The organism is Actinoplanes awajinensis subsp. mycoplanecinus, from assembly GCF_001509495.1.
GTDB lineage: Bacteria > Actinomycetota > Actinomycetes > Mycobacteriales > Micromonosporaceae > Actinoplanes > Actinoplanes palleronii.
In genome coordinates, this window is record NZ_LLZH01000299.1 from 60086 (window position 1) to 72970 (window position 12885).

9 protein-coding genes are annotated in these 12885 nt (G+C 72.4%); 2 read left to right on the forward strand and 7 right to left on the reverse strand.

Features of this window, described 5'->3' with window-relative positions; all coding sequences use genetic code 11:
- Nucleotides 1–19: 19 nt before the first annotated feature.
- Genes ADL15_RS35625 through ADL15_RS35640 form a run of 4 tightly spaced genes read right to left on the reverse strand, consistent with a single transcriptional unit; the run spans nt 20 to nt 5626 of the window.
- The gene (locus ADL15_RS35625) at nt 20–2212 is read right to left on the reverse strand and encodes a glycoside hydrolase family 9 protein (RefSeq protein WP_067700579.1); all 2193 of its coding nucleotides are present in this window, start codon (nt 2210–2212) and stop codon (nt 20–22) included.
- Nucleotides 2213–2244: 32 nt separating this feature from the next.
- Nucleotides 2245–3483 (reverse strand): ATP-grasp domain-containing protein, encoded by a 1239-nt coding sequence (locus tag ADL15_RS35630; RefSeq protein ID WP_067700582.1) that lies wholly within the window; start codon nt 3481–3483, stop codon nt 2245–2247.
- Nucleotides 3484–3499: 16 nt separating this feature from the next.
- Nucleotides 3500–4192, reverse strand: coding sequence for an alpha/beta hydrolase (locus tag ADL15_RS35635; protein WP_067700584.1), 693 nt, complete (start codon nt 4190–4192; stop codon nt 3500–3502).
- 9 nt (nt 4193–4201) lie between these two features.
- The gene (locus ADL15_RS35640) at nt 4202–5626 is read right to left on the reverse strand and encodes a tetratricopeptide repeat protein (protein WP_067700587.1); all 1425 of its coding nucleotides are present in this window, start codon (nt 5624–5626) and stop codon (nt 4202–4204) included.
- Nucleotides 5627–6128: 502 nt separating this feature from the next.
- Here ADL15_RS35640 and ADL15_RS35645 point away from each other — a divergent pair.
- The gene (locus ADL15_RS35645) at nt 6129–8348 is read left to right on the forward strand and encodes an ATP-binding protein (protein ID WP_067700590.1); all 2220 of its coding nucleotides are present in this window, start codon (nt 6129–6131) and stop codon (nt 8346–8348) included.
- Here ADL15_RS35645 and ADL15_RS35650 read toward each other — a convergent pair.
- Both ADL15_RS35650 and ADL15_RS35655 read right to left on the reverse strand, forming a co-directional pair.
- Entirely contained in the window at nt 8276–8731 is a 456-nt protein-coding gene (locus ADL15_RS35650) for a response regulator (RefSeq protein WP_067700593.1), read from the reverse strand. The two genes, ADL15_RS35645 and ADL15_RS35650, sit on opposite strands and share 73 nt — an antisense overlap.
- Nucleotides 8718–10388 (reverse strand): PP2C family protein-serine/threonine phosphatase, encoded by a 1671-nt coding sequence (locus ADL15_RS35655; RefSeq protein WP_157441810.1) that lies wholly within the window; start codon nt 10386–10388, stop codon nt 8718–8720. The genes ADL15_RS35650 and ADL15_RS35655 overlap by 14 nt, the downstream gene beginning before the upstream one ends.
- A gap of 33 nt (nt 10389–10421) precedes the next feature.
- Here ADL15_RS35655 and ADL15_RS35660 point away from each other — a divergent pair, with 33 nt between their 5' ends.
- Nucleotides 10422–10856 (forward strand): DUF5990 family protein, encoded by a 435-nt coding sequence (locus ADL15_RS35660; protein WP_067700599.1) that lies wholly within the window; start codon nt 10422–10424, stop codon nt 10854–10856.
- A 107-nt stretch (nt 10857–10963) separates the two neighbouring features.
- Here ADL15_RS35660 and ADL15_RS35665 read toward each other — a convergent pair whose 3' ends face one another.
- Nucleotides 10964–12652, reverse strand: coding sequence for a putative bifunctional diguanylate cyclase/phosphodiesterase (locus ADL15_RS35665; RefSeq protein ID WP_067700601.1), 1689 nt, complete (start codon nt 12650–12652; stop codon nt 10964–10966).
- Between the last annotated feature and the right edge of the window lie 233 nt (nt 12653–12885).

Consider the following 12885-nt stretch of genomic DNA (forward strand, 5'->3'; position numbering starts at 1 on the left):
GCGGTTCATCGGTGCCGGTCTAGTGCAGTTCGGCGACGTAGCCGCTGAGCCTCGCCAGCGCGGCGTTCCAGTTGACGGTCAGCTCGTTGGTGGACCAGGACTGGATGTCGTCGATGTAGCAGAACTGCCCGACGCAGCCGGCCAGCTTCTCCTGGGCGAGCGGGTCCTGGATCGACGAGTTCGGGCCGCCGGCCAGGCTGCCGACCGGCGGGTGCGGCAGCGCCGGGTCGAGCTGGTGGGCGTACCAGCGGCTGTGCTCGTTCTGCGCGTTGACCTCGCCGTACCCGGTGACGAACGAGATGTTCAGGGCGTTGCGGCCGAGCAGCCAGTCGAGGCCGGTGAGCACGCCGTCGCGGTACCGGTCGCGGCCGGTCAGCTGGTGTGCGGCGGCGAGCACCACGAGGTTGTTGGCCACGATGCTGGCCGAGCCCCAGTCCCACATGTTGTTCGCCGGGGCGTAGGCGACGCCGTACGGGTGGGCCTTCTGGATCGCCAGGTACTTGTCCGCACCCGCCGTGACCTGGGCCTTGACCGTGTTCAGGCCGGGCAGCCGGTTGGGCAGCAGGGCCAGGTCGAGCTTGGCGGCCGCGCCGGTGGAGGCCCAGTCGAAGGCACCCGAGCCGAACGAGTCGGCGGTGTGCTCCGGCGAGGCGAGCAAGTCGGTGGCGTATTGCTTCTCGCCGGTGGTCAGGTAGAGCTCGGCGGCCGCCCAGTAGAATTCGTCGGTGACCTTGCTGTCGTTGTAGGCGCCACCGCCCACGCCGTCGCTCTCCGGTGCGTACGAGATCGGGTTGGTCCTGGCGGCGACATAAGCGCGCCGCGCGGCAGCCAGCGCCCGGGCCGCGAACGCCGCGTCGAACTTCGCGTAGATCCGTGCGGCCTGTGCGGCGGTGGCGGCCAGGTTCAGCGTCGCCGCGGTGGAGACCGGGTGCAGCTCACGCGGCTGCGGATCCTGGTCGGGCAGCAGCGGCAGCCCGGTCCACGCCTGGTCGTGGATCTTGTGGTGCACCTGGCCGTCCGGCGCCTGCATCTTCAGCAGGAAGTCCAGCTCCCAGCGCACCTCGTCGAGGATGTCCGGCGTCCGGTTCCCGCTCTCCGGGATCTGAAGATCGATTTTTCGTACGGCGTGGGAGTTCTCGTACTCGCTGAGCAGCTCCCAGACCGAGATCCCGCCGTTGACGACGTACTTGCCGTGGTCGCCGGCGTCGTACCAGCCGCCGCGCACGTCCAGGGTGTAGTCGCAGACGCCGGCCTGGCACGGCACAGTGCCGTCACCGCGGTTCGGGGCGACGTCGACGTGACCGGCCGCGCGGCCGTACCCGGGGCGCAGGTCGTCACGGATCGCGATGCCGGAGCGCTGGGTGTAGTAGAACTTCAACGCGTCGGCGCGGAGTTTTTCGTAGGCTTTGCCGTCGATGTCGAACGGGCGGGACGTCTCGCCGTCGGCCGTCAGGGTGTAACCGGCCCCCTTGCGGGCGAATTTGCCGAAGTCGATGGTGTGCACGTTCTGGCCGGAACTCACGTCGATGCCGCGCGGGGTTGTCGTACCCTTAAATGCGATTTTTTCGTTTTTGTCGTTGAGTTGCCACGGCAGCGCGGTCGTCGCGTCGGTGACCAGCGTGGCGCCCTTCGGCCCGGACGGCAGGTAGGCGACCTGGTTGACCCGCACCCGTGGCCCGGTGTCCGGCACGTAGACCTCCGGCGGCACGCCACCGACCAGCGACACGTTGTCCACGCAGAAGTGCCACGGCTCGGCGCTGCCGCCGATCTGGAACGCGACCTGCCCCTGCTCGGTGCTGGCCGAGGCGGTGAACGTGTACGAGTAGTGCTGCACGTCGCCGAGCACCGGCGACTGCTCGAAATACGTGTCGTAGGGGCTCACGGCGAGCCCGGTGATCGCCCGGGCGACGTGCCCGGCGTCCCCGGACGCGTCGAAGCTGAACCGGTACGTCTCGCCGGCGACCAGGCTGATGTCGTTCTGCCCGATCGCGGCGTCCCAGCGGTTGGTGGTGCCGCCGGGCACGTCCACGCAGGCCCGGCCGTCGGTCAGCGCGATCGGCATGCCGGCGGTGGACCAGAACGGGTCGGCAGTGCCGTCGAATCCGCCGTTGACGACCTGCTCGACTTCATCTGCTCGTGCCGGCGCGGCGGCGCCGATCAGGAGGATTGCCGCGAAAGCGGCGGTGGCGCGGGAGCGCTCCCAAAGATACATGGAAACATACTGATGACATGCCGGTTACCGCGTCAACGCCCCTGGTCCCGGATCCAGGCGTCGATCAGGCCACCGAAGTGCGCCAGGAACTTCTCGTGCTCGTGCACCGGGTAGGTCGCCCGGACCGTCTCGCGCAGCAGTGAACGGAACTCCTCCGAGGTCACCCAGTCGTAGACGATCTCGTCCACGTCGCTCAGGTGCTCGTCGCAGAACTCGCGGTACCGGTCCACCTCGAAGTACCGGTCGGCCAGCTCCCGATAGCCGGCCAGCTTCTCCTGGTACGACCGATCCGGATCATCGGCCACCGCGAAGTAGCCCGCCAGGTCGGTGTCCAGGCGCATCCGCCGTCCGGTCACCACGCAGAACACCGTCCAGCGCAGCAGCGCCGTCATGGCCCACGGGAAGTAGTAGTGCAGCGAGGTCAGCGCCACGTCCGGGCAGGCGTTCGCGTAGTCGATCGGGTGCACGTCGTCGCCGCGCACCAGCGACTCGCACGAGTTGAACTCCCAGCGGAAGAACGCGTTCACCAGCCGCGAGATGGTCACCACCTCGTCACCGGCGTCGGCGGAGAGGAAGTGGTGGTCGACCTCGTACCGGGTGTGCATCGGCTGGTCCGGGCGGAACCGCATGACCATGGTCTCCGGGCCGATGGTGAGTGAGCGGGCGAACACGTCGTAGTCCTCGACCGACGCCTGCAGGTGCATCAGCCGCTCACCGGACGCGTCGTACGCGGCGTGCAGCTCGTCCACGTTGCGGATCTTCGAGACGCCGACCCAGGCGCCGCCGTCGTACGGCTTCATGTAGAGCGGATAGCCGATCGACGCGGCCGTCGCCTCCAGGTCGAACGGCTCGTTGTAGCGCGCCGCCGTGTACGCCCACCGGGAGTTGTCCAGCGGGTTCTTGAACGGCACCAGCACCGTCTCCGGCACCTTCAGCCCGAGCCGCATCATCGCGCAGTACGCCGCGTGCTTCTCCATCGACTGGAACGTGAACGGGCTGTTCAGCAGGTACACCCCGTCCATCAGGGCGATCTTCTTGAGCCACTCCCGGGGGTGGTAGTACCAGTACGCCAGCCGGTCGATGACCAGCTCGTGCTGTGGCTTGTCGCGCAGGTTGAACGGCTCGATGGTGACCCGGACCGGGCGGGTCCGGTGCGTGCGCCCGTCCGCCGCGGTGACCGTACCGAGCCGGCGCAGCAGTGACTCGAAGGCGCGTGGCCAGTCGTCCTCGGTGCCCAGCAGCAGTCCGATGGTGTGCTCGACGTCGGCCACGGCAGCGCCTCTTCTCTCATCGGAGCTCCGGCCAGGCGTCGCCCAGCAGGGTGGTCAGGTGCGGGTCCAGTGCCGCGCGCCAGGCCGGCCAGTCGTGCCCGCCCGGGCCGACCGCGAGCCTCACCGGATAACCCTGGCGGCGCAGCGCCACCGCCATGTCCCGGTTGTTCGCCAGGTTCTCCTCGGCGGCGCCGCAGGTCATCGTGGTGGGCACGGCCGGGCCGCGGCCGGTGGTCAGCACCCGGCGGACGTACCGGACGATCCGCGACCAGCGCCGGAACCCGGACTCCTGCCGGTCGTGCCGCGGCTGGAAGAAACTGCCGGACTGCAGGAAGAGCCCGGCGAACCCGGCCGGATGACACCGTTGCGCGTGCAGCATCGCGAGCGCGCCGAGGCTGACACCCGCGCCGACGACCCGATGCACGCCGAGGCGGGACCGCAGGCGGGGCAGAACATCAAGGGCAAGACTTTCCGCGTACGGGTCGCAGGCCGAATACCACTCGTCGCGCTCGCCCGGCGGCAGCAGCACCAGGTGGCAGCCGGCCCCCGTGGCGTGCTCGGCCAGCCCGCCGCGACGCTGATACTCCGGCCCGTCGTGGGCCAGCAGCAGCCGATCGGTGTCCTGGTCGGGTGACCAGACGCGTGCGGTGACCGCGGTGTGCAGGGCGGGCAGCGGAAGACGGACCCTCCGCCAACGGCCCGCTCCCATGAACGCACATTAACGCCGCGCTGCCGTTCCCGCCGGACGAGTGGACTTTGCACCGGCCCGCTTTCCCGCAGCACCACGGCCGTCACCGTCCCGGTCGTCGCGGCTTCCGGTCCGGCGGCCGTGTTCGCCTTCGCGCCGGCGGCTCGCGGCGGCGAGTTCGGTGATCCGGGTGGTCACGTCGTCGACGAGGGCCGGGTCGCCGGTGGCCGCGGCGGCGCGGAGCAGCACGGTCAGGGCTGTCGCACTGCGCTCGGGCGGGCAGTCCGGCAGCAGGGCGGGCAGCCGCGCGGTCATCAGGTCGACGGCGGCGAGCGGGTCGTCCCGGTGCCGGTGCAGGAAGCCGCCGCGCATGGTGACCGCTTCCAGGGCGTTGTCCGGCGTGATGCCCGGGTGCGCGGCCAGCTCCGCGGCGTGCCGGGTCAGCCGGTCGGCCCGCTCGACGTCCCCGCGCAGCTCGGTGGCGTCGGCCCGGTTCAGTACCGAGCGCAGGTAGTCGTCCACCCCGTCCGGCAGCACTGTCCGGAACAGCCGCTCGGCCACCGCGAAGTGCGTCTCGGCCTCATTCAGGTGCACTGCCGCGAGGCTGCCCGGCCGCGCCCGAGCGGCCGGCGCCACCCGCACCGGCGTCTCCGGAACCGGACTCCGGCTCGGCCGCCCGACCGCCGCTCCCAGCCCGACATCGATCCCCGCCCCGTCCCCGCTGCCGTGCCGCCCCCCGAACCCCGCCGGGTCGGACTCCAGCTGGCCGTCCGCCGCGGGTGTGCCTTCCGGCCCGTCATCCGCCGGCGGCTCGCCGTCGCTCTCCCGCCGGCCATCCGAATCCGGTTCGCCATCGGCATCCGGCAGGGTGCTGCGCTGCGGCTGAGCGCTCGCGTCCGGCGGCGTGCCGGTCCCCGTGGAGCGGTCGGGCTCCGGCCGGGCGTCGCTGAGCGGCTGGGTGTCGAGCTCAGGCGAAGCGGGTTCCGGTTGTCCGCCGGGTGCTGCCCGCCCGACGTCCCCGGGCCGGGTGCCGGGCAGCGGCTGAGTGGTGGGGCGGGCGCCGGGTTGGAGCCAGACGCCGGATGGCGGGCGGGCCGTGGTCGCGGGACGCTCGGCGAGGCGGGCCAGTTCGACCTCGATGACGCCCAGGTTGTCGAAGGTGATCGCCCGGCCGATCGGGTCGCCGACCAGTGGGCCGACCTCCAGGGACCGCACCAGGCAGCGCTTCGCCCTGGCGAGATCACCCTGCTCGTGGGCGGTCAGCGCGAGATTGTTGAGGATCGCCGAGTGGGTTCCGGGATCGGGGTCGGTGACCGTGCCGAGTGCTTCCAGCGCGCGGGCGAAGTGCTCCTCCGCGGCACCCGGCCGCCCGGCCCGGCGCAGCATCTCCCCGCGATCGTTCTCGGACACCGCGATGGAAGCGCCCGCGTGCGCGCTCCGATAGACCTCCGCCACCCGACCTCCCCACCTCTGGCCCAACAATAAGTATAAAAGACCCAAATAATCCATATCGCCCAGACACCCTCACCAGCACCCGCAACCACGCAGCCCCGTGCGTGGAAACTTTGGGTGCGGTGCGGACCGCAACTCCCCACGCTGTGGTTGGTCAGCCCGTGTGTGGGGACTTTGGGTGCGGTGCGGACCGCAACTCCCCACGCTGTGGTTGGTCAGCCCGTGTGTGGGGACTTTGGGTGCGGGGCGCGCCCAAAATCCCCACGCAGGTTTGGGGTTGGGGTGAGCGGGACCACCCACGGGCAATGAAGGGTGCGGCGATCGGTGTGGACGCGCCAGCGGCCAGATCGCCGTGCCCGGCCCCCGCGGGAGCGGCGCACCCACATGGGACAAAAGGCTCTTGATCTTGATTTTTCTGATCTTGGTGGGCCGAAATCCAGGTGGTCGGAAGCGGACGTCTCTGATGGTCGCCGAAGCGGCACCACACTGTCGGTAGGGTCGGTGGATGAGTGAGTGGCTGTCCGAGCGGGCTGCGGCCGCCGAGCGGGAGACCGGGACCACCTTCGATCTCACCGCCTGCGTCCGTGAGCCGATCCACCGTCTCGGCGGTGTCCAGTCGCACGGTGCGCTGATCGCCGTGCGGGCCGGGACGATCGAGGTGACAAGTGCGAACGCCGAGTCACTTCTCGGCGTGGACTGGCTGCTCGGCGCGCCGGTGGAGCGGCTGCTGGACCGCGACCAGCTCGCGCGGCTGCATGCCCTTGCCGACGCCGACACCGGGCAGACCGCGATGATGCCGGTGCGGCTGGCCCCGGACGGGCGGCGGTTCGACGTGACCGTGCACCGGGCCGAGGAGCGGCTCGTGCTGGAGTTCGAGAACGCGGCCGGCGCGGTCGACGAGTTCGGAGCGTTCTCCGTGCCGGTGCGGCAGGCGCTGATGCGGCTGCAGCGGGCCGGAACGGTCACCGAGGCGACGCGGGCCGCGGTGCGCGAGATCCGGGCGATGACCGGGTACGACCGGGTGGTCGCCTACCGTTTCGAGTCCGCCGACGGGCCCGGCGAGGTGATCGCCGAGGACGTGGTGGAGGACTGGGAGCCGTGGCTCGGGCTCTGGTTCCCGGCCACCGACATCCCGCCGCAGGCCCGCAAGCTCTACGAACGCAACTGGATCCGGGTGATCGCGGACGTCGCCGACGCCACCGCCCGGCTGGTCCCGGACGTGCTGCCGGACACCGGCGAGCCGCTCGACCTGTCGCTGTCGGTGCTGCGCACGGTGTCGCCGTTCCACCTCGAATATCTCCGCAACATCGCGGTGACCTCGTCGATGTCGGTGTCGCTGCTCGACGACGGCCGGCTGTGGGGGCTGATCGCCTGTCACGGCCGGACGGTCACGGCGCTCAGCCCGCCGGTCCGGGCGGCCTGCGAGTTCTTCGGGGTGGCGTTGTCGCTGCACCTGGCCGCGCTGCGGGACCGGGACGAGTCGGCGGCCCGGGAACGGTCCCGGATCGCCATCGCCCGGCTGCTGGAACGGATCTCGGTCGACCTGACGGCGGGCTGGTCACCGGCCGGTCTGGACCAGGTCGTCGAGTGCGCCGCGGTGGCCGTCCGGTTCGGCGGGGTGATCACGGTGGCCGGTCCGGTGACGGCCGCGACGGTGGCGGAGCTGCTGGCCGGGGTGCCGGCCGGGGAGTTGTGGCACAGCGACCGGCTCGGGTCGGAGCAGCTCTCCGGCGCGCTGGTGCTGCCGGTCGGCACGTCCGGCGACTGCGTGGTCTGGCTGCGCGGCGAACGGACCGTCGCCCGGCGCTGGGCCGCCGACCCGGCCACGCCGGTGGTCCTCGGCCCGAACGGCCGGCGCCTCACCCCGCGCGGGTCGACAGCGGTGTTCCTGGCCACCGTCCGCGGCCGGAGCATGCCGTGGTCGGCCACCGACCTGGCGATGGCCGCCGAGCTGGGCCGGTCGCTGACCGAGATCGCCCTGGCCCAGGCCCGCAAGCTGGCCGCGCTGAACGTCGAGCTGACCCGCAGCAACGTCGACCTGAACTCGTTCGCGCACGCTGCCGCGCACGACCTGAAGGAGCCGTTGCGCGGCATCGCGAACTACGCCACGTTCATCGCCGAGGACACCGAGGGGCGGCTGGACGAGCTGACCCAGCGTCGCCTCGAGTCCATCCAGCGGCTGGCCACCCGGATGGACGAGCTGCTCAACGCGTTGCTCTACTACTCCCGGCTGGGCCGCACCGACCTGCGGCGGGAGGCGGTCGACCTGCGCGCCGCGGTGGCCCGCGCGCTGGAGTCGGCCGGGCCGCGGCTGGAGACCGCCGGCGTCCAGGTCGAGTTGCCCGGTGATCCGCCGCCGGTCGTCGCCGACCCGGTGTTCCTCGACGAGATCCTGGTCAACCTGCTGGTGAACGCGGCCAAGTACGCCCGGGCCGACCCGCCGCGCCTGGTCACCATCGGGGTCGCCGCGACCGTCCCGCCCGGTGCCGCCGACCCGGAGCCGGCACTGTTCGTCCGGGACAACGGCATCGGCATGCCCGAGCACCTGCGCGAGGAGGCGTTCGAGCTGTTCCGGCGGCTGCACCCGGGCGGGCAGGACGGGTCCGGCGCCGGGCTGGCCATCGTGCGCCGGATCGTCGAGCGGCACGGCGGTCAGATCTGGGCCGGCGAGTCCCCGGGCGGCGGCACGACGATGTGGGCGACGTTCGGCCGGGACCGCCAGTAGTCCAGGGTCTGGCGCAACACCGTCTGGAACAGTCCGAAATTGATCGGCTTGAAGATGTAGCTGTCCGCGCCGGCGGCGTAGCAGGCGTCCGCCTCGGCCTGGTCCTCCGACGAGGTGAACACCACGATCCGGAGCCGGTCCAGGGCCGGGTCGGCGCGCACCCGCTGGATCACCGCGAGCCCGCCCTCGCCGGGCATGTTCAGGTCGAGCAGGATCAGGCCGGGCAGCTCCGCGCCGGGCGCGGTCAGCCGGGGGAGCACCTCGCCGCCGGAGCGCAGGAACTCCAGGCGCAGGTCCGGGTGGGACCGGCTGATCGCCCGTTCGATGGCCTCGACGTCCTCGGCCGAGTCCTCGACGATCAGGATGAGATCAAAGCCGGTCATCGGCGGGGCCTTTCGCTGGATCTTCCACCCGGATCGCGAGGACCGCGATGTCGTCGGCGCCGGTGACCCCGAACCTGGCGGCGGCCGCGCTCAGCTCGTGCACCAGGGTGTCGAGCGGGACGTCCCGCAGCTTGTCGACGGTCTCGAACAACCCGACGTCGCCGAACATCCGGCCGGCCGCGTCCCGGCTCTCGGTGAGCCCGTCGGTGAACATCACCAGGGTGTCCCCGGCGGCGAGCCGCAGCCGGGACCGGCCGACCCGGGCCTCGGGCAGCACGCCGACCGGCACGCCACCGCCACGCCCGGACTCGGCGGGCCGCCCGCGGCGCAGGATCAGCGGCGCCGGGTGCCCGCACGACAGCCACTGCACGCCGAAGCCACCGGCCTCGGCCCGGAGCAGGGCCACCCCGGCGGTCAGGAACCGCCACGACTTCTCCCGGCGCAGCGAGGTGTTCAGCCGGGCCAGCGCCCGGACCGGCGGCAGGCCCTCCTGCAGCAGGGCGCCGAGGGTGTGCCGGGCCATCCCGGTCAGGGCGGCCGCGTCCACGCCCCGGCCGCAGACGTCGCCGACCAGGGCGCCGACCGTGCCGTCCGCGCGGACCACCACGTCGTAGAAGTCGCCGCCGACCTCCAGCACCCGGTCGCCGACCGTGTAGGAGGCGGCGAACTCGAGCCCGGCCGCGGACGGCAGCCGGCTGGGCAGCAGGTGCTGCTGCATGGTGACCACCTCGCGGCGGCGCTGCTCGTACAGCTCGCCGTTGTCCAGGGCGAGCGCGGCCCGGTACGACAGGTCGCGCAGGAACCGCGGCGGCGGCACGTCCTGGGGGTCACGCTCGAACATGAAGATCAGGACGCCGGCGGTGCGGTCGCGGGCCCGCAGCACCTGGGCGTCGACGATCCGGCTGCCGGGGACGACACTCTCGGCGCGGACCACCCGCCCGGCGATCGCCCCGGTGGCCAGCTCGGTCAGCTGCCGGGCCACCGCCGGGTCGGCGAGCAGCGCGTTCAGCCGCCGCATGTCGATGTGCACGGCGCTGCGCAGCTCCGGCCGGCCGCCCTCGTAGAGGTAGACCAGGCAGCCCTCGGCGATCGCCGGCACCGCCATCCGGGCCACCCGGCGCAGCGTCTGCGTCCGGTCCAGCACCGCGTCCATCTGCAGCGAGGCCTCGGCCAGCAGCGCGTCGCGGACCTGCTGGGCCTGCTCGGCGCGGTGCGCGGCGAGTCGTCGGATCGCCTCCCGGGTGACGTCGGCGACCTGGTCCAGGCAGAGCGCCGCGCGATCCGGGTCACCGTCCGGGCCGAGCAGGATCAGCATCGTCCCGCCGAGCTCGCCGTCGCCGTCGAACCGGGACACGGCCACGCCGTGCACGCCGCGCTCGGCCAGCCAGTCCCGCGCCGGTGAGTCCGGGATGCCGCCCGCGACGGCCAGCTCCAGCGCGACCGGCCGGGCGTCATCCTCGAGCGGGAGCCCGGCCCACCGGTACACGGTGATCTCGGTGCCGGTGGTGTGCCGCAGACCCCACGCACCGACCGCCCCGGGCACCCGCAGCAGCGGGGGCAGCACCAGGTCGCTCAGCTCCTCGCGGGAGGTGATGGCCGCGACGGACGCCCACAACCGGTGGATCGTCACCGCCCAGCCCAGTTCCTCCGTCGTCACGGCACGCGACACTACAGGTTCTATGGTGGCGGCATGCGGATCCGGATCGAGGGACGTGACCTACCCCAATCCTCCGAGCTGCGCCTGAACAACGTGCACGTCGGCGTTCAGCGGCGCGCCGAGGTGGTCGGGCGGGTCCCGGTGACCGAGGCGCACGCGGTCTGGGAGCTGGAGGCGGACGGCCGAGAGGTCGACGACCTGCTCGACGTCGGCGGCCCCTGGGTGCACGGCCGGCCCGGGGCGCGTTTCCTGTATCTGAGCTGGGGCGCGGTGCACGACGGTGAGTTCGCCATGTTCCGGCGGGCGAAACTGCTGTTCGGCGACATCCCGTCGGCGCTGCTGCGGGCCGCCTTCTCCGGCGGCGGGGTGCTGGTCGGCCGGCTCAGCCTGACCGACGACGAGGGCGGTCCGCGCTGCGCGCGGGTCCGCCCACCCGAGATCGTCTGGACGCTGGAGGCTGATCGCTGACGGTCGGCGTCGGGGATGAGTTCCCAGGGGTACGTCGTGATCGGCCCCGGGCCGGTCAGCACGATCGCTCGCATCGCCGTCACCCTGGCGGCGACATCGCCCGTCGCTCAGCGATTCCAGCCGGGGGCGGTGGCGGCCAGGGCCGGTTCCGGGCGGCCGAAGTGGTAGCCCTGCAGCAGGTCGAAGCCGAGCGCGGTCAGGGTGTCCGCGGTGTGCTCGTCCTCGACGCCCTCGGCGACCAGGGTCAGGCCCAGGCCGTTCGCCATCCGGGCCACCGACTCGACGATCACCCGGTCCTGCGGGTGGTGGATCCGGGCGACGAACGAGCGGTCCAGTTTCAGCTCGTCCACCGGGAGCTGGGTGAGCAGGCCCAGCGACGTGTTGCCGGTGCCGAAGTCGTCGATCGCCACCCGTACGCCGATCTCCCGCAGTGACCGCAACCGGTCGGCGCTCTCGGCCGGGCGGGTCATCACCGCGCTCTCGGTCACCTCGACGATCAGCGACCCGGCCGGCAGTCCGGTCTCGGCGAGCAGGGCCACGATGGTCGCGACGATCCGGTCCGAGGCCAGCACCGGCGCCGCGAGGTTCACCGCCACCGGTACGGCACAGCCGGCCCGATGCCAGGTCGCCGCCTGGCGCACGGCGTCACCCAGCACCGCCTCGGTCAGCAGATGGATCACGTCGGAGCGCTCCGCCTGGGGCAGGAAGGCGCCCGGCGGGAGCAGCCCGCGCTGCGGATGGGACCAGCGCACCAGCGCCTCCACCGAGACGGTCTCCCGGGTGTGCGCGTCGACCAGCGGCTGGTAGTGCAGGATCAGCTCCCGGTTGCCGATCGCGGTCCGCAGGTGGGTGTCCATCCCGAGGTCGGCGTGCCCGGCGGAGAGCGCGGCGTGCCAGTGCTCGACCTGGGTGCGGTCGCGCTTGGCGGCGTACATGGCGGCGTCCGCCCGGGCCACCAGGTCGTCCACGTCGGGGCGCGGCCGGCCGTCGGTGACCGCGATGCCCATCGACGCCTCGACGGTGATCGGGACGCCGGCCACCTCGTACGGTCCCTCGATGGCCCGCAGCAGCCGGTGCCCGGCCTCGGCGAGCGGCGCGGCGGCCGGCGCCGACGGCTCGACGCCGGGCCAGGTCGTCAGGTCCGGGGTGAACACCACGAACTCGTCGCCACCCAGCCGGAACGCCTGGGCCGGCGCGCACGCGGCGGCCAGCGCCACCGAGACGGACCGCAGCAGCTCGTCGCCACCGGCGTGGCCGAGCGAGTCGTTGATCTCCTTGAACCGGTTGAGGTCGATCACCAGGGCGGCGGCCCGGTGGCACGGGGCCGGGCGTTCCAGCAGGCTGCGGCGGTTGCCCAGGCCGGTCAGGTCGTCGGTGAGCGCCATCGCCTGGTAGCGCAGGCTCAGGTGCTCGACCAGCGGGCCGACCGGGGCGACACCCACGGTGCCGTCGTCGAACATGACCACCAGCGGGATCGCCTTCAACGGGTCCGGCCGCTCCATCGCGGCGCGGGCCGCGTCACCCCAGCCGGTGCCGGCCGGGAGCACCAGGGCCGGCTGGCGGAGCAGGCTGCGCAGCGGGCGGCGGTGCAGCAGCGCGCGGCCGTACCCGAGCCGGCCGGCCAGCACCATGTCGAGGAAGCCGCGGTCGACCAGGTAGAGCTGATCGTTCGCGGCGGTGACCACGCCGAGCAGCTCGGGGTGGCCGCGCAGGACCGACTCGACCTCGCCCATCGAGGTGTCCGGCGCGGTGAGCGGGACCGGCACGGCCAGGTCGGCGAGGATCGGGGTACGCATGTGACCGCCTCCCCCGACGCTCCGGCCCAGCCCGTAACGCCGATACGGCCCCGGACCGGCGGATCACGATTATGCCCGCCTGCCCGGATCGGGGGCAGTCCCCGCGTGAATCGTTTTCGGAACGGTTTGGTGTCCGGATCGCGTGGTCCCGCATCGATACCCGGCCATTGGTGATCTTGGTTCGCTTTCCGGACAGCGGCCCTCGTTCCGCGGCGCGGGACCGCGGTCCGGGA